The organism is Paenibacillus azoreducens, from assembly GCF_021654775.1.
Lineage (GTDB): Bacteria > Bacillota > Bacilli > Paenibacillales > Paenibacillaceae > Paenibacillus_AQ > Paenibacillus_AQ azoreducens.
Window position 1 is genome coordinate 7,036,398 of record NZ_AP025343.1, and the last position, 17,997, is coordinate 7,054,394.

12 protein-coding genes, 1 tRNA gene and 1 other RNA gene are annotated in these 17,997 nt (G+C 49.4%); 3 read left to right on the plus strand and 11 right to left on the minus strand.

Annotation, left to right across the window (positions count from 1 at the left end):
* Nucleotides 1-23: 23 nt before the first annotated feature.
* Complete coding sequence (locus L6442_RS31495; RefSeq protein WP_212979883.1) at nt 24-1,154, plus strand: glycosyltransferase family 2 protein; 1,131 nt, start codon at nt 24-26, stop codon at nt 1,152-1,154.
* A 340-nt stretch (nt 1,155-1,494) separates the two neighbouring features.
* Here L6442_RS31495 and L6442_RS31500 read toward each other — a convergent pair whose 3' ends face one another.
* The 11 genes from L6442_RS31500 to L6442_RS31550 form a co-directional block, all read right to left on the minus strand.
* Nucleotides 1,495-2,820 carry an anaerobic C4-dicarboxylate transporter family protein gene (locus L6442_RS31500; protein ID WP_212979884.1) on the minus strand — a complete coding sequence of 442 codons (1,326 nt, stop codon included), beginning with the start codon at nt 2,818-2,820 and terminating at the stop codon, nt 1,495-1,497.
* Between the two features lie 598 nt (nt 2,821-3,418).
* Nucleotides 3,419-3,785, minus strand: a transfer-messenger RNA (tmRNA) gene (gene ssrA / locus L6442_RS31505).
* A gap of 238 nt (nt 3,786-4,023) precedes the next feature.
* Complete coding sequence (smpB, locus tag L6442_RS31510; protein WP_212979885.1) at nt 4,024-4,506, minus strand: SsrA-binding protein SmpB; 483 nt, start codon at nt 4,504-4,506, stop codon at nt 4,024-4,026.
* Nucleotides 4,507-5,456: 950 nt separating this feature from the next.
* Nucleotides 5,457-8,150, minus strand: a complete 2,694-nt coding sequence (rnr, locus tag L6442_RS31515) for a ribonuclease R (RefSeq protein WP_212979886.1) — start codon at nt 8,148-8,150, stop codon at nt 5,457-5,459.
* Nucleotides 8,151-8,480: 330 nt separating this feature from the next.
* Nucleotides 8,481-8,714, minus strand: coding sequence for a preprotein translocase subunit SecG (gene secG, locus L6442_RS31520; protein ID WP_194235007.1), 234 nt, complete (start codon nt 8,712-8,714; stop codon nt 8,481-8,483).
* A 588-nt stretch (nt 8,715-9,302) separates the two neighbouring features.
* Nucleotides 9,303-10,589 carry a phosphopyruvate hydratase gene (gene eno, locus L6442_RS31525; RefSeq protein WP_194235006.1) on the minus strand — a complete coding sequence of 429 codons (1,287 nt, stop codon included), beginning with the start codon at nt 10,587-10,589 and terminating at the stop codon, nt 9,303-9,305.
* A 66-nt stretch (nt 10,590-10,655) separates the two neighbouring features.
* Nucleotides 10,656-12,200 (minus strand): 2,3-bisphosphoglycerate-independent phosphoglycerate mutase, encoded by a 1,545-nt coding sequence (gene gpmI, locus L6442_RS31530; protein WP_212979887.1) that lies wholly within the window; start codon nt 12,198-12,200, stop codon nt 10,656-10,658.
* 1 nt (nt 12,201) lies between these two features.
* Nucleotides 12,202-12,954 carry a triose-phosphate isomerase gene (tpiA, locus tag L6442_RS31535; RefSeq protein WP_194235004.1) on the minus strand — a complete coding sequence of 251 codons (753 nt, stop codon included), beginning with the start codon at nt 12,952-12,954 and terminating at the stop codon, nt 12,202-12,204.
* Between the two features lie 109 nt (nt 12,955-13,063).
* Nucleotides 13,064-14,245: a phosphoglycerate kinase gene (locus tag L6442_RS31540; protein ID WP_212979888.1), complete on the minus strand. Its 1,182-nt coding sequence runs from the start codon at nt 14,243-14,245 to the stop codon at nt 13,064-13,066.
* A 217-nt stretch (nt 14,246-14,462) separates the two neighbouring features.
* Nucleotides 14,463-15,473: a type I glyceraldehyde-3-phosphate dehydrogenase gene (gap, locus tag L6442_RS31545; protein ID WP_194235002.1), complete on the minus strand. Its 1,011-nt coding sequence runs from the start codon at nt 15,471-15,473 to the stop codon at nt 14,463-14,465.
* 103 nt (nt 15,474-15,576) lie between these two features.
* The gene (locus L6442_RS31550) at nt 15,577-16,617 is read right to left on the minus strand and encodes a sugar-binding transcriptional regulator (RefSeq protein ID WP_212979889.1); all 1,041 of its coding nucleotides are present in this window, start codon (nt 16,615-16,617) and stop codon (nt 15,577-15,579) included.
* Nucleotides 16,618-16,950: 333 nt separating this feature from the next.
* Here L6442_RS31550 and L6442_RS31555 point away from each other — a divergent pair.
* Nucleotides 16,951-17,025: transfer RNA gene (locus L6442_RS31555), tRNA-Arg, on the plus strand.
* A 303-nt stretch (nt 17,026-17,328) separates the two neighbouring features.
* Nucleotides 17,329-17,925: an ATP-dependent Clp endopeptidase proteolytic subunit ClpP gene (gene clpP, locus L6442_RS31560; RefSeq protein WP_272880307.1), complete on the plus strand. Its 597-nt coding sequence runs from the start codon at nt 17,329-17,331 to the stop codon at nt 17,923-17,925.
* The last annotated feature ends 72 nt before the right edge of the window (nt 17,926-17,997 follow it).

The following is a 17,997-nucleotide window of genomic DNA, read 5'->3' on the forward strand; positions in this document are numbered from 1 at the left end:
ATTTAAGAGTGGGAGATGTTAGCATGCAAATTCTATGGTACATCCTTGGTTCGATCAATGTCATCATGTGGGGATTCGGGCTTCTGCTTGTACAACAGATTAAAAAGATAACGATTCTGCGGAAATATGATCCGCCAGCCTTGACCGAACCACCTCTAGTATCCGTCATCGTAGCTGCACGAAATGAGCAGAAAGCCATCGAGCGCTGCGTGGATTCCTTAATGGCTCAATCCTACGGCAAGCTGGAAGTGATCGTCGTCAATGACCGCTCCACCGATGATACGGGAAACTGCCTTGCAAGACTGCAATTACGCCACCCTTCCTTACGTATCATCACGATCGGACATTTGCCCGAAGGCTGGCTCGGTAAGAACCATGCGCTATATCAGGGCACGCTTGCCGCAAAAGGGGAATGGATTCTCTATACCGACGCCGACATTCTGTTCGCACCTCAGACTCTGGAAAAATCCATCGCCTATTCCATCGAACATCAACTGGACCATTTGACGCTAATCCCTGCTTTTACCGGATCCCATCTCGTGTCGAAATGGTACTCCACGTTTATTTTCTTAAGCGCTTCTGCATTCGGCATGCTGTGGAAGACCAAAGACCCTAAAGCCAAAAATTCCTTAGGCGTCGGCGCCTTCAATTTATTGAAACGTTCCGTCTATGAACAGATCGGCACCCATCAAGCCTTTGCCATGCACACGACTGATGACGCCAAGCTCGGGGAGCTCGTGAAGAGGCATGGATTTAAGCAGGAAGTGGTGTATGGAAGGGATCTCGTGGAGGTATGGAACTACTATGAGAGTACGACCCAGTTGATCCGCAGCGTGGAGAAGAACGTTTTTACCTTTCCGAATGCCATCGGCGTCACCATTTCTTGCACCTTAACGATGATCTATCCATTCTTTGGCCTATTCATCGGTCATACAGGGCCCCGAATCCTGTGCGCCATTGCGGTTCTCTGCATCCTTCTGATGTATGCAATCTACTCGACCTATGCGAAGAGCCGATTCTGGTATGGATTATTTCACCCCTACGTCGCTTTCCTGCTCATTCTTGGCGCTCTAAGAGGTGCATCGGTTTCCTCCCGTGGCGGAATGACATGGCGCGGTACGGTATATAGCCGTGAAAAGCTCAATCAGAAATAACTGCGAAATAAAATACGCATGCAAAAATACCCTCAACACATCCACATCTGATGCACTTGAGGGTATTTCCATGTTATCGGGTTTTGTGAAGTCATCGCCTCAACTCGGGCGTGGTTCATAGGTTCCTTCGGATATGAAGCGACCCCTGTCCTTCCAATTCAGCGGAACTGCAGTTGGACTTTGCCCACCCTTCTATCGAAGAAGTTTGGGGTCTTGAGTGTGGTGGCTGAGGGGCAATTTGGGGATTTATTCGCAAAAGACTCGGATTGAAGAAGAGGCAGTCAGAGCAGCCGGCCCTTCCTAATCGCTCGATAGCCGAGTTATAGGAGAGGCTTTCGCCTTATAAAATAAGCTGCGCAAGTCCAAATCCGATTGCGACCGCAAGCACGGTTGCGATTAATCCAGGAAGCATGAACGAGTGGTTCAGCACGTATTTGCCGATCCGCGTCGTTCCTGTACGGTCAAAGTTGATCGCCGCAATGACGGTCGGGTAATTCGGAATAAAGAAGTAGCCGTTCACTGCCGGGAACATGGCAATGAGTGCAGCAGGCGGCAAACCTAAGGCAATGCCAAGAGGCATGAGCGCACGTATCGTTGCGGCTTGGCTGTACAGTAGAATCGACAGGACGAAGAGCGCAATGGCGAATAGCCACGGAGCAGCAGTGACGCTGTTTTTAATCCATATACTGATCTGATCCATGTGACCCGCGAAGAACGTGTCACCAAGCCAAGCAATCCCGAAAATGCTAATAACAGCCTGCATCCCGGCGAGGAAGACGTTGCTTTTGATTAAGTGAGACGCATTGACCTTACAGAAAAGCAGGATTAGCGCCGCAATCGACAGCATCACAAGCTCAATCGCATAGGCCATACTCAGCGGGACAAGCTTGCCGTCTGTTACCCAAGCTGGACGAAGCTGCGGCAGCGAGCCGAGCAATACGACCAGCAAGACACCGAAGAGGAATAAAACCACAGATCGTTTGGCATAAGGTTTTGCCGCTGCTTCTCGCTGCTCGGCATTGGTATCCAGCGTTTCTTGGACAAGTCCATCCTTTACGCGCTGCTGATATTCAAGGTCGTCATTTAAGTCTTTGCCGACCTTGGTCATGACCCAAGCGGTAATCATACAGCTAATAAACGTAGCAGGGACGCTGATCATCAGAATGTTTATCAGACTGATTTGATAACCTGCGAGCAGGGAGACGAGCGCTACGGTTGCTGCGGAAATAGGACTTGCAGTAATCGCCTGTTGAGAAGCGATAACGGATATGGATAAAGGCCGCTCTGGGCGAACACCGGACTGGCGTGACACTTCGGCGATCACAGGGAGTATGGAATAGGATACATGGCCTGTCCCTGCGCAAAATGTAAATATATACGTCACGATTGGTCCCATGAACGTAATGCGGCTGGGATTTTTGCGAAGAGCTCTTTCCGCTAGGGAGACCAAATAATCCATCCCGCCTGCAGTTTGAAGAGAGCCGGCAGCAGTAATGACCGCGGCAATCATAAGCATGACATCAATCGGAGGTGCAGTTGGCTGCAGACCGAATCCGAATGTCAGAACGGTTAGTCCAAGCCCTCCCATGACCCCAAGTCCAATTCCGCCTAGCCTTGCTCCGACGAATATGGCGAGTAATACAATGAGGAGTTGAATCCAAAACATCAATCTTTCACATCGCTTTCAGCTAATTCTAAGGTGCAATTTTTCACAATATGAATTGTATCATTATACGACATTGTGTCACACCTGTCACATTGCTATTCAGAGAGTCGGTATATTCTTTACTATGGTTCATAGAATGTAACAAGAGTTATAGATTCTAACCATGGTGAGGAGGATGTACTTGATTATCAAATATGGTACATACCCCAGATACCACTAGCACACTTAATAACATTTAGCGGTATTCCTAAATGAATTTATATCCAACATTAACGCCAGTAGAAACATGCTAATCAGATGCAACCTTTCTCAAGACCGAAGTTGTATTGGCTGTAACCATCAATCAAATTAATAGGACCCAAGCCTGCTCTACGCTTGAGTCCCCGCCAAAATGCTTCAAGAATAATAATTTCTCATGAAAAACACATAGCACTTCACATACATGAAATAAGTAAACAATTGCTATTTTTCCATTGCTGTTGTAAACAAATTATCTACAATATAGTCAATAAATTGACCATAAAATATCTGATGTCTAAAAATGGCCTACAATTTTGCTCTTAATAAGACAAAAACCCGCTCCAGGAGCGGGCTCTTAGAATGGAGGCGAGGGGAGTCGAACCCCTGTCCGAAGACAACGCCACATAAGCTTCTACGGGTGTAGTGACAGTTTTGATGTCACCCAGTCAGGCTCCCCGTCACCGGATCCCAAAAGGGTCAGCCTGTTTGTCTTCTTCAGCTAGCCGCAGGCGGAGACTAGACAGCGTATCCCACTAAGAGTGAGCCCTCATCCCGGCACATGGGCGATGCAGAGCGAGAGCACGTCTGCAGGTTATTAAGCTGCGAGAGCGTAGTTGTTTTGTTGTTTGCCAGTTATTATTGGCGTTAGCGTTGATGAAGCGGACGCGTCCCCACTACCCGCTACTCATGCTCGAACTGTCCCCGTCGAATCCAAGAACGCCCCCTTATTATAAAGGGCTTCTTCGGATTAGATGAGCTGCTCAGCAGCATAAGAAGCAATCTATTCCGCATCCTTTCCCTCCATAAGAAAGGACGACCAGAAGCAAATTCATGTTCCATGTAAAAGATCGCGTTATGCAGCATCTCTTACATCATTTATTATATCACACCATCCGGCCAAAATAACACAGACGATGCAAGGAAACACAGGTGAAACTTGCTAAGTTTTCGTTTAACAGGACATTACCGCGCAATTTTCTGCTTTTCGCGCAGCGCACGCTGAATATCGCGTTGTGCATCGCGTTTTGCCGCCGATTCGCGTTTGTCGTACTGCTTTTTACCGCGGCCGAGACCGAGCAGCAGCTTGGCGTAGCCATTGCGGATATAAATTTTAAGCGGAACGATCGTATAACCTTCCTGGTTCGTTTGACCCAGCAGCTTATGAATCTGTTCCTTATGCAGCAGCAGCTTGCGCGCTCGCGTCGGGTCGGTTGGGTTGTACCGGTTGCCTTGTTCGAACGGGCTGATGTGCATGTTGTGAATATGAATTTCCCCATTGCGGATTGTCGCAAAAGCGTCGCCGATATTGGCTTTCCCGTTACGGATCGATTTGATCTCGGTCCCGGTCAACACAATGCCCGCTTCGTACGTATCCTCGATGAAATAATCATGGGAAGCTTTCTTGTTCTGGGCCAGTACCTTCCCGTCACTCTTCTTACCACCCATGTCTTTCACTCCTCACCCATTACAAAATATCCAAACTTCCGGCGCAAACCACATCCATCAAAGATGCACCGTACCAGAAGTCCATTGTATCAACTGCTCCGGGCAAAATCAAGGCAAAACAAGGCTTGAGACAATTCTCGAGAAGCAGCCGCATCTCAAAACAAGGTCATAATCAAAAATTGATTTTGCCACTTATACAAAATACATCGATACGATAATGAAACGAAAGTATTCACATTTATCCTCATCTAAATCCGGATCACACCATTGAAAGTTACTTATAAAACACCTTTGGTGGCCATTTTAGGCGAGCATAGCATCTTTCATTCGTCTAAATCCCCGTTTTGCCGCTTTATTCTGGCGATGCCCTTTCAAAAAGATGCAAAAGTGCAATTTTTGTAGCTAACTTTCATTCCTAACGATAAATTCGTGCAAAAGTGCATCTATTTCCTCGATTAAATGCCAAATATTCATAAACCACGTAAAAAGGATGCATTTTTGCAGGTTTTCTCTAAAATAGAGGTCTCCTCACATGAAAAAGCCTGCACTTTCGCATCTTTTGGCGACTAAATGATAGTACTTAGGTAATTTGATCATACATCCGGTGATTTAATCGCCCCTGAAGAGTTCTACTCGTAACAAAAAGTAATATTATCACATACCTGAAGTGCTTTAATCACAAAGTCAGGGTCATTAATCACCCAACTTGAAAAGTTTAATCATTAGCACTTGAGGCGCTCAGCTTAGTTCACTGCGCACCTAGACGTTTTTGCACCAGAATTGCTAAAGCATATACGATCCGCCATCGTGCAGCTTCGGTACGCGCGTTGGGAACTAGGGACGGTACCAACCAAACTTGTATGGCTGTCCAATCGACTCAATCAATCCAATTCACCGTCTAGTTCCTAACACAACAATCGCGTACCATGATCAAAACACGAAACAAGGCTTTACTTTTTCTTCTTCCGCACAAAAGCCGCTGTGGCGTTTTTGGATGCGCCTTTTTTCTTCTTGCGTTTGCGGAAGCCGCCCTCGCCATTGCCATTGCCTGCTTCCTGCTCACCGCCGCGGCGTTTCCGCCGCCCTGTCTCCTCCGGAGCAGAAGCCCCGCCTTCGCCGATGAAAATGCCGCTGCCGGACGTTTTTTTCCTACGTCCGCCGCTGGCATTTTCACCCGACTCCGGCGAGGTGTAGCCGCCCTTTCCGGAGCCGAAGCTGAACGACATCGGCCGATTGGCCTCGACGTTCGTCTCCAGCGGCTCCGCGCCACGGCCGCCGCCAGCGCCACGCTTGCCGCGTTTGCCACCCGCGCCCGCGGCTCCCGCGGCTGCACCGCCGCCGGCAGCCTCACCGGCGGACGCTGCGGCCCGCTCGCGCTTGCCCGGCCGCCCGGCCTTGCCGCTGGCGCCATTGCCGCCTTTGCCGCGCCCGCCGCCGCGCGCAAAACCGTTGCCGCGTTCACCGCCGCGGCCGCCAAACCCGCCGCCGCGATTCCGTTCGCGGCGCGGCTTCATATCCACCATCTCAAAATCGATGGTGTGATCATCCATGTTCACGCGTGCCACACGGATTTTCACCTCATCGCCGATGCGGAATATCTTCGATGTCCGCTCGCCGATCAAAGACATGGATGCTTCATCGAAGTGGTAATAATCATCGGTCAGCCCGGCCAGACGGATCAAGCCCTCAACCGTGTTCGGCAGCTCGATGAACATGCCGAATCCGGTCACGCTGCTGATGATGCCGTCGAACTCCTCGCCGACCTTGTCCAACATATATTCCGCCTTTTTCAGCTGATCCGTATCTCGTTCCGCTTCTACCGCCACGCGCTCGCGCTCGGAGGAATGCTGGGCGATATCCGGCATCCGGGAAGCCAAATATTCCTGCCGGTTCTCGGGCAGAACATTATTGCTTTCAATCACTTCCCGGATCACGCGGTGAATGGCCAGATCGGGGTAACGGCGGATCGGCGACGTGAAATGCGTATAGTACTCGGCCGCCAGACCAAAATGTCCCGACATTTCGGCATCGTATTTCGCCTGCTTCATCGAACGCAGCATCATCGTGCTGATCACGGTCTGCTCTTTGGTATCCTTAATTTCCTCCAAAAGCGTCTGCAGCGCCCGCGGATGAACGGAGTTGCCTCTTCCCTTCACGTGATAGCCGAGATTTTCGGCAAAAGCAAGGAAGTTCTGCATTTTCTCCGGATCGGGATTTTCGTGTACCCGGTAAATAAACGGCACCTTCAGCCAGTGGAAATGTTCCGCCACCGTTTCGTTGGCTGCCAGCATGAATTCCTCGATAATCTGCTCGGCAATCGAACGTTCCCGTTTGATGATGTCGACCGGTTTGCCGTTTTCGTCCACGATGACCTTGGACTCGACAAAGTCGAAATCCACAGCGCCCCGATTCATCCGCTTGGAACGAAGTCTAAGCGCCAGCTCCTTCATGAGATGGAAATCTTCCACCAAATCCTTGTAGCGTTCCATCAGCTCCGGATCTTCATCCTCGAGGATTTTGCGCACATTATTATAGGTCATCCGCTCTTTGGTCTTGATTACGCTGGTGAAGACGTCATGTTTAACGACCTTCATATGTTCGTCGAATTCCATTTCGCAGGACAGCGTCAAACGGTCCACCTTTGGATTCAAGCTGCAAATCCCGTTCGACAGGCGATGCGGCAGCATTGGAATTACCCGGTCCACCAAATAAACGCTGCAGCCCCTGTTATAAGCTTCTTTATCAAGCTCGGACTTCTCCCGCACATAATAGCCTACATCGGCAATATGGACGCCGAGACGGTAGTGGCCGTTTTCCAAACGCTCCACGTTAACGGCATCATCAAGGTCTTTTGCATCTTCGCCGTCAATAGTAACGATTTTTTTGCCGCGTAAATCCCGCCGGCCCTGCTTCACGATTTCCTCTTCCGTAATCGAGTCCGGGGCTTGTTCCGCTTCAGCCATCACCTCATCCGGGAATCCTTCCGGAAGTTGGTGCTTACGGATAATGGACAGGATATCCACACCCGGATCATCCTTATGCCCGAGCACTTCAATTACTTTGCCTTCAGCCGCCGCGCGGCCTTCCGGATAACTCACGATGTCTACGACGACCTTGTCGCCGTCCACCGCGCCGCCAATCGATTCCTTGGGAATAAAAATATCGCGGACAATCCGTTTATCATCCGGCAGTACAAAACCATATGCCTCATGGCCCTGAAACACGCCCACGACCTGGTTAACCGCGCGGGTTATGATCTTCACGACCTCGCCTTCGAGTTTGCCCCCGGCAGGGCCGCGGGTCGTTATGCGTATCAGCACTGTATCGCCGTTCATTGCGCTCATCAAGTCATTCGCCCCGATATATACATCAGGGTGTTCTTTATCTTCAGGAAGCAGGAATGCGAAACCTTTCGTATGCACCTGCAGCCGCCCGCGCAGCAAATCGAGACGCTCGGGAAGACCGTACCGGTCTGAACGCGTCATCATGATTTTCCCTTCCTGCTCCAGCTTGTTGAGCAGCTTTAGGAACTCCTTGAACTCCACGCTGTCCGCAATAGCAAAATGTTTCTCAAGTTCTTGATAAGTCATCGGTTTATAGTCCGGTTCCTGCATTAAATCCAATATGATTTGTTCCGTTATCATGATTATCTCCTCGGTTGACTCGCGTAGGATGGATTCAGGTTCTCCCCCGCAAGGTATCTATGTATTGATTCAAATGCACTTACATGCAATTTTTCCGATTTACTATACACATACCCTAGTATATACGGATTTAATCTTTTACATCCCTAAACGGTTCTCCAGGCGTACTCCTTAGTACCCCCGGCGTTTATAAAATATTGGCTTGGTCATTTCATTAATGCGTAGCAAACAGGGAAAGTAACGGAGGGGACGGAATTGAAGAACCAAATATATATTAAAAAACCCCCGCTCTTCTTCATTGCAAGAGCGAAGGTTCAAAGTCCAGCTATGTTATTTCGAAAAAACGGCCACAAGAATAGACACAATAAAGAACCCGGCGGAGATAACCACCGTTGTGCGCTGCAGGATCAAGTCCATACCGCGTGCTTTCGTTTTTCCGAAAAGATGTTCTGCGCCACCGGAGATGGCACCTGCCAGACCTGCACTTTTCCCTTTTTGCAAAAGAACAATAACGATCAATGCGATCGAGAAAATGACAAGCAGCACTTTCATAAAGATATCCATTCGTTCCACCTCCTAATAGCATCAACATCATGTATATCAGAATTTTTGCAAAACCCTCTAATAAATGCAAGAGCATCGTCCAATTAAACAGCATTTTTATTGTACCATAGCCTATTTCCTAAAACAAGAACTTCCCTCTCCCTTTTGGGACAAAGCGCCCTTTTCCTGTTAAAGGTACGCATTCCAACGAAACTGGAGATCGTTGTTTGAGCTAAATCAACCTTCGATATTTTCTAACGAAACAGGATAACGCTATTGAGCAAAATATATGCGGTTCAGACTGGTTTTTGCCTAAATAGCGATTGGGAGTTTCGTTAAATTCTCATCACCATTGTTTTTTGCGCTATAGCGTTTCCCAGTTTCGTTAGCTTGCATTCAGTACCGTACTCGCACTCCGTTTCCATTACTTCTTTTTTCAATTAGCTGTTTTAACATCATAGGCCGGGCCGTTTCCGAGTCTTCAGATGCCTTATCCGCACACTTCCCCTAGTTAAGGCCATATCAAAACCCTCTACGCCCCGATAAAAACAAAAGCTGCCCCGGCACGCAAGCCGGGACAGCCATTTCATCTACAGCGTTAAAGCCGTATTATCTTTTCAGGTTGTAGAAGGATTTCAGGCCGTTGTATTGAGCCAGTTCAGCCAATTCGTCTTCGATGCGAAGAAGTTGGTTGTACTTCGCAATACGGTCGGTACGGGAAGGCGCACCTGTTTTGATTTGGCCTGCGTTGGTTGCAACAGCGATGTCAGCAATCGTGCTGTCTTCGGACTCACCGGAACGGTGGGATACAACCGCAGTATAACCGGCACGTTTAGCCATTTCGATCGCGTCGAAGGTTTCAGTGAGCGTACCGATTTGGTTTACCTTGATCAGGATGGAGTTACCGATGCCATCATTGATGCCTTTTTCAAGACGTTCGGTATTCGTTACGAACAAGTCATCGCCAACGAGTTGAATCTTGTCGCCGAGCTTCTCAGTAAGGAGCTTCCAGCCTTCCCAGTCATCTTCGGAGCATCCGTCTTCGATCGTGATGATCGGATATTTGTCAACCCAGGAAGCGAGCAGATCAACGAATTCTGCGGAAGTGAAGGATTTGCCTTCGCCTTCAAGATGGTATTTGCCGTCTTTGAAAAATTCGGTGGAAGCAACGTCCATACCGAGGAATACGTCAACGCCTGGTTTGTAGCCGGCTTTTTCAATAGCTTCCATGATGGAGGACAATGCGTCTTCGTTGGAAGTGAAGTTAGGAGCAAAGCCGCCTTCGTCGCCTACTGCCGTGTTGAGGCCTTTAGCCTTCAATACGGATTTCAGGTTGTGGAAGATTTCAGCGCCTGTGCGGAGTGCTTCCTTGAAGGAAGGAGCGCCAACAGGCAGGATCATGAATTCTTGCACGTCTACGTTGTTGTCCGCATGAGCCCCGCCGTTAACGATGTTCATCATTGGTACAGGCAGTTGTTTTGCGTTGAATCCGCCAAGGTATACGTACAGAGGCAGGTCCAAAGCTTCAGCCGCTGCGCGTGCGGTAGCCATGGAAACAGCCAGAATAGCGTTTGCGCCCAGTTTGCCTTTGTTAGGAGTTCCGTCCAGTTTGATCATCAATTTATCGATGCCGAGCTGGTCCAGAGCGTCCATGCCGATTACTTCTGGAGCGATGATTTCGTTGACGTTTTTAACAGCGTTCAGAACGCCTTTGCCGAGGTAACGGGATTTGTCGTCATCGCGAAGCTCAACAGCCTCGTGAGCGCCAGTGGATGCGCCGGAAGGAACGATTGCGCGGCCCATTGCGCCGGATTCGAGGTAAACTTCAACTTCAACAGTCGGATTGCCGCGGGAGTCGAGGACTTCGCGAGCGTACACGTCAGAAATAATAGTCATTGTACTTGATCTCCTTTGTCGTTCATATTTAAATCCAAGTAAAACACATCTCTATCATTATACCGCTTATTTGCGGCTTGCAATCATCGATTCTCCGTTCATTTCGGCCGGCTTCGGCAATTGCATCAGATCGAGAATGGTTGGTGCCACATCAGCCAGGATACCCCCGTCGCGCAGCGTCACGTTTTCGTCGGTCAAAATAAACGGTACCGGATTGGTCGTATGCGCCGTAAAAGGTCTGCCCTCTTCGTCAAACACCATGTCGGCGTTTCCGTGGTCGGCGATAATAATCGCTACCCCGCCTTTGGCGATGACTGCATCAACGACTTTACCCATGCATTCGTCCGTCACTTCAACCGCTTTGATCGTCGGCTCCAGCATACCGGAGTGTCCAACCATGTCCGGATTAGCGAAATTCAGGATAATCGCGTCATGCTTCTCAGCTTCGATTTCCTTCACGCAAGCGTCCGCAACTTCATAAGCGCTCATCTCAGGCTTCAGGTCATAAGTGGCAACCTTCGGCGAGTTGATCAGGATGCGCGTTTCGCCCGGAAGCTCAACATCGCGTCCGCCGCTGAAGAAGAACGTCACATGCGGGTACTTTTCGGTTTCCGCAATGCGGAGCTGCTTTTTGTTATTCTGCACGAGCACTTCGCCCAGCGTATTGTCCAGGTTCTTCGGCTCGTAAGCCACATACCCTTCCACCGTTTCGCTGAACAGGGTCAGACATACGAAATGAAGGTTCTCAGGGAACTTCGGACCACGGTCAAAGCCGCGGAAATCCTTGTTCGTGAACACTTGGGACAGCTGAATGGCCCGGTCCGGACGGAAGTTCAGGAATACGACGGAATCGCCGCTTTCCACTAAAGATACCGGCTGGCCGTTTTCATCCACGATCACCGTAGGTTCAACGAACTCGTCAAATACCGATTTATTGTAAGACTCTTCAACGGCTTGCACAGGATCGGTATATTTAGGTCCATCTCCGTACACGATCGCACGGTAGGACTTTTCTACGCGCTCCCAGCGTTTGTCGCGGTCCATGGCATAATAGCGACCCTGTACGGTCGCGATTTTACCCACGCCCACTTCATTGATTTTGGCCTGCAGATCCTGAATGAACTTCTTGCCGGAATCCGGAGACACGTCGCGTCCGTCGAGGAAAGCGTGAATGTATACTTCATGCATATCCTCTTTTTTCGCGAGGTCCAGCATGGCGAACATATGCTCAATGTGGCTATGTACGCCTCCATCCGACAGCAAGCCGTACAAATGCAGCTTTTTGCCTTTGTTTTTAGCGGAGCGAACCGCTTCTACCAGCGTTGGATTGTCATAAAATTCGCCTTCGCGGATCGATTTCGAAATCCGGGTCAAATCCTGGTAGACGATACGTCCCGCACCGATGTTCAAATGGCCTACTTCGGAGTTGCCCATTTGACCTTCAGGCAAACCTACAGCCTCACCGCATGCAGTAAGCGTTGAATGCGGATATTTGGCCATGAGGCGATCGTAGTTCGGCTTTTTGGCCTGTGCTACGGCATTGCCCTCTACGGTTCCGCGCAGCCCGAATCCGTCCATGATGATCAGTGCTACAGGTCTAGGTGCGGTCATCTTACTTCGCCCCCTGCACTAGCTGGATGTAGGAAGCCGGCTGCAAGCTGGCACCGCCGACAAGAGCGCCGTCGATATCGCTTTGGCCCATGTACTCGGCTACATTCTCAGGTTTCACGCTGCCGCCGTATTGAATGCGAACTTTGTTCGCAACTTCCTCTCCGTACAACCCTTTGACCAGGTCGCGGATGTAGGAAATCACTTCATTGGCATCTTGTGCAGTTGAAGATTTTCCCGTTCCAATGGCCCAGATCGGCTCGTAAGCAATGACAGCTTGTGCTGCCTGATCTGCTGACAGGCCTTTAAAAGCAGCTTCCGTTTGAACTTTGCAGACATCCTTCGTTTGGCCGGCTTCACGCTCTTCGAGCTTTTCGCCAACGCACACGATTGGTGTCAGGCCATGACGGAATGCCGCATGCATTTTTTTGTTGACCGTTTCGTCGGTTTCCGCAAAATAAGCGCGGCGCTCGGAATGCCCAATAATGACATAGTCGACACCCAGATCCTTCAGCATCACGCCGCTGATTTCACCCGTAAACGCGCCGTTGTCTTCGAAATGCAGGTTTTGGGCACCGATTTTGATGGAAGTGCCTTGAGCCGCTTCGACAAGAGCAGGAAGATTGGTGAAAGGCGCGCAAATAACGCTTTCCACGCCGCCTACTTCCGCTTTGCCTTTCACTTCTTCGATGAATGCCTTGGCTTCCGGAACCGTCTTAAACATTTTCCAGTTGCCCGCGATAATTGGTGTTCTCACATGCTTCAACTCCTTCTTAAATCAGGGTTTTGCAATATTCGGCCTTGCTTGGCCTTGCTTTCCAAGAATTGCAAAACCCCTATTTTCTTGCAAGCTGTAATCACCCGGATTATTTATCGTTAAGAGCTACGACGCCAGGAAGCGCCTTGCCTTCCATAAACTCCAGAGAAGCGCCGCCACCTGTAGAGATGTGGTTCATTTTGTCCGCCAGGTGGAATTTTTCCGTCGCTGCAGCGGAATCGCCGCCGCCGATAATGGTATAACCTTCAGTTTCGGCACAGGCTTCAGCCACTTCGCGCGTACCATTTGCGAATGGATCGATTTCAAATACGCCCATCGGTCCGTTCCATACGATCAGCTTGGAGTTTTTAATGACTTCGGCATACATGGCACGGGTTTTAGGTCCGATATCCACGCCTTCCCAAGTTTCTGGAATATTGCCTACATCTACGATTTCCATGTTGGCATCCGCTTTGAAGTCATCGGCAATCACGATGTCGACCGGAAGCAAGAAATTTTTGCCGAGGTCTTTCGCTTTTTGGATAAATCCGAGCGCTACATCCAATTTATCATTATCGCACAAAGACTGACCGATTTCATATCCTTGAGCTTTCATGAAGGTGTAGGACAATCCGCCGCCGATCAGTACATTGTCAGCAATGTTCAGCAGGTTGTTGATCACGTCGATTTTATCTTTGACTTTCGATCCGCCGATAATGGCAGTGAAAGGACGTTCAGGATTGGAGAGCGCTTTGCCCAGTACGCTTAATTCTTTCTCCATCAAAAGACCGGATACGGCTGGCAAGAAATGCGCGATGCCTTCTGTGGAAGCATGTGCGCGATGAGCCGCTCCAAAGGCGTCGTTAACGAACAAGTCCGCAAGCTCGGCAAATTGTTTGGCCAGCTCAGGGTCATTTTTCTCTTCGCCAGGGTAGAAGCGCACGTTTTCAAGCAGCAGCACGTCGCCGTTTTGCAATTTTTCGATTTCAGCCTTAACGGCCTCGCCTACAGCCTCGTCCACTTTCACCACCGGTTTGCCGAGCAGTTCGGACAGGCGTACAGCGGCAGGAGTCAGACGCATGGAATCCACAAATTGTCCTTTCGGACGGCCCATATGGCTTGCCAAAATGATTTTGGCGCCATGCTCGATCAAATATTTGATCGTTGGCAGCGTTTCGCGAATCCGTGTATCGTCAGTGATTTTTCCGTCTTCCAAAGGCACGTTGAAATCCACGCGCACAAACACGCGTTTGCCGTTAACTTCCACATCACGTACAGACTTTTTATTCATAGTTCGTTCCTCCGCAACCCATTTTTTTGTTTTTCAGGAATAACAGGGGTAACATATCGCAACCGGGATTTTTGCAATCCTCTTGTTTTTATCGATCTATACTCTCCAGATTCTCTATCCAAAAAAGACTTGCCCGCTTTGAAAACATTCCATTTACAAAGAGCGGAAACAAAAGGTTCTGTTTCCGCTCCATATGTTCGCTTTTGCTTGGCCGATCTTACTTAGCCAGTTTAGCGAAGTATTCCAATGTGCGAACCAATTGAGCTGTGTAGGACATTTCGTTGTCGTACCAAGCAACGGTTTTAACGAGCTGTTGGTCGCCTACAGTCAGAACTTTGGTTTGAGTAGCGTCGAACAAGGATCCGAAAGTCATGCCTTTGATGTCGGAAGATACGATTTGATCTTCAGTGTAGCCATAAGTTTCTGGGTCAGAAGCTTCTTTCATGGCTGCGTTGACTTCGTCAGCTGTTACTTTTTTGTTCAGTACAGTCACGAGTTCAGTCAGGGAACCTGTTGGAACTGGCACGCGTTGAGCTGCGCCGTCGAGTTTGCCTTGCAGTTCAGGGATTACCAGACCGATCGCTTTAGCGGCACCAGTTGTGTTAGGAATGATGTTTTCAGCAGCTGCGCGAGCGCGGCGGAAGTCACCTTTAGCGTGAGGAGCGTCCAAAGTGTTTTGGTCGCCTGTGTAAGCGTGAATTGTAGTCATCAGGCCTTCTACGACGCCGAACTTGTCATTCAGAACTTTCGCCATAGGAGCCAAGCAGTTCGTTGTGCAGGATGCGCCGGAAATAACGGTTTCGCTTCCGTCCAGAATTTCATGGTTCACATTGTAAACGACGGTTTTCATGTCGCCTGTAGCTGGAGCGGAGATTACGACTTTTTTCGCTCCGCCTTTCAGGTGAAGCTCAGCTTTTTCTTTGGTTGTGAAGAAGCCTGTGCACTCCAGAACGATGTCAACGCCGAGTTCTCCCCAAGGAAGTTCTTCAGGGTTGCGGTTAGCAAGAACCTTTACTTCTTTGCCGTTTACTTTGAAGAAGCCGTCATGAACTTCAACTTCTCCTTCGAATTTACCTTGAGTTGTATCATATTTAAGCAAATGAGCCAACATTTTAGCATCAGTCAAGTCGTTGATTGCAACCACTTCGATACCTTCCACATTTTGAATGCGGCGGAAAGCGAGTCGTCCGATACGTCCAAAACCGTTAATGCCTACTTTTACACTCATTGAATAGTCCTCCTAGAAAGTCGTTTTGTAGGGATTCCGCAAAAACCGGCATCGGCCGCAAAATCCGTTTTATTCAAAACAGGCATTGCCTGTATTGATAACCTCAAATTTGTTCATCGATTTGCCTGCAAATTTCGATTGCAGCCGCCTCATCCGTAACAAGGATATTCTCGTGGCCGAACTTCAGCACGGAATGAATAGCCTTCGCCTTATCCTTCCCGCCTGCGATCCCGATGACGATTTCGGTTCTGATGATGTCTTCGAGCCGCAAACCAAGCGTGATCATCCGATGGACAACCTCACCCTTTTCGTTAAAGTAGTAGCCAAAAGATTCAGCTACCGCTCCTTCCTTCTGGATCTCCTGTGCTGCAGTCGGGTCCAGCTTTCGGCGCCGGGTCATCTCCATCGCATCCCCAATGCCATGCACGATAATGCGGCACTGGCGGATCACCTGCACAATTTCCTGGATATTTCGGTCCTGCACAAGCGATTGGTACGCATCGTCGCTAAGCAAATCCGGCACATGCAGCAGCCGGTATTGAGCGCCTACGCGTTTTGCCATGGTAGAGGCAATGGTGTTCGCCTGGAATTCCACACTCTCGCCAAGACCGCCTCTGGCAGGCACAAACCAGCTGTTCTTCATCGATACCGACGCTTGCGGGTTCAGTGCCTCCGCAACGGTAGCTAATGTAGATCCGCCGGTGACGGCCACCGTGTCTTCCTGATTCATGACTCCGAGCAGAGCTTTGGCCCCTTCGCGTCCGAGATCCCGTTTGGTGACCGGTGAGGATTCGCAATCCCCCGGCACAACGACAACCTTTTGCAGATTGTATGCTCGGCGGATTTTCTCGGCCAGTTCATTGAGTCCAAACAGTTCCTTGGCCATTGGGCCCATCTCTTCGAGCAGCCTTCGTCCCGCTTCGCTGATCCTCATGCCGGAGCTTTCAATTTCGATCAGCCCCTGGGCTTTCAGAAGATCCGTTTCAGCGCGCAGCACCCGCTCCGTCATATGGAGCGATGCCGCCAGCGTCCGCCGGCCGATCAGCTCCGAAAGCATGATCTGATGAAGAATGGTGTACCTAGTCTTGAGAATGTCCATGAGATCAGGCAGAAGCTGCTTTTGTATCTCTAATATTTTCCGCATTGCTTTCCACTCCTGCAACTTCAAGTTCCTTCTCTCCGGTTCCTGGCCTTAAAATGTCCCGGGTTAACGTTTTAAGTCCCACTTACATTTTACTCAATTTCCGGCTCTGTTGCAAGTAGTCCAACGACTATCATTTACATTCTTTCTTCCTCTTATACAAGCGCGTGTGCAGTTCCTCACAACAAAGCACGGCAGTATATGGAAAAACAAGGTTTCCGCCGATTTTAGAAAAGGAACTATTGCAAAGTCACCCGGTTTAGCGTATAATAACTTTTGCTGCATGAAATGTATGTGTCAGTACTTGCTGGCAGCACATCTCACAATTTGCATCATGCGCCCGTGGTCCAATGGATATGACGTAGGCCTCCGGAGCCTGAGATCGAGGTTCGATTCCTCGCGGGCGCGCCATTACTTTATAATGAAAGCTTGTACCATATATTTAACCCGTAAGCCCAAAGCCAATCATAGGCTATTTTTTTTGCCCGGAGTTTGACTTTCTTTGACTTTTTGATTGGAATTGTTTATCATGAGGTTAATACGGTAAAAGTATGTATAGAATGATTACATTTAAATCAATTAAGGGTTTTGCAAAAATCTAAGAAGCGACTTTAGCAATATATAGATCGAAACGATCTTGTTCGTTATATATATTGCTCCCTGGGAGCGACTGAAATCGAATTTTGCAAAATCTAAATAAGGGAGGTTTTCCACGTGAGTTATATACCTATGGTCGTTGAACAAAGCAACCGCGGCGAACGCGCCTACGACATTTATTCCAGACTTTTGAAGGACCGCATTATTTTCCTGGGATCCGATGTCAACGACGTGGTGGCCAATTCGATTATTGCCCAGCTGCTGTTCTTGGCTGCCGAAGACCCTGAGAAGGACATTCATCTTTACATCAACAGCCCGGGCGGCTCCATTACAGCCGGTATGGCGATTTTTGATACCATGCAATACATCAAGCCGGACGTATCCACCATCTGCGTGGGTCTTGCTGCTTCCATGGGCGCATTCCTGCTGAACGCAGGCGCGAAAGGCAAACGTTACGCCCTGCCTAACAGTGAAATCATGATCCACCAGCCTCTTGGCGGTGCTCAAGGACAGGCAACGGATATCGAAATCCGCGCCCGCCGCATTTTGAAAATGCGCGATACGCTGAACCGTATCCTCGCCGAACGCACAGGCCAGCCGCTGGAACGCATCGAAAAAGATACCGACCGCGACTACTTCATGAGCGCGAAGGAAGCTGCCGAATACGGCATTGTCGATAAGGTGCTCGAGCATCCTCCGGTAAAAGGCGTTTAATAGAGCGCGATCAAGAAAATCGCTGCTTAAACTAGTAAGAAAAGCGCCCATTGTTACGCTATTCAGGACAAT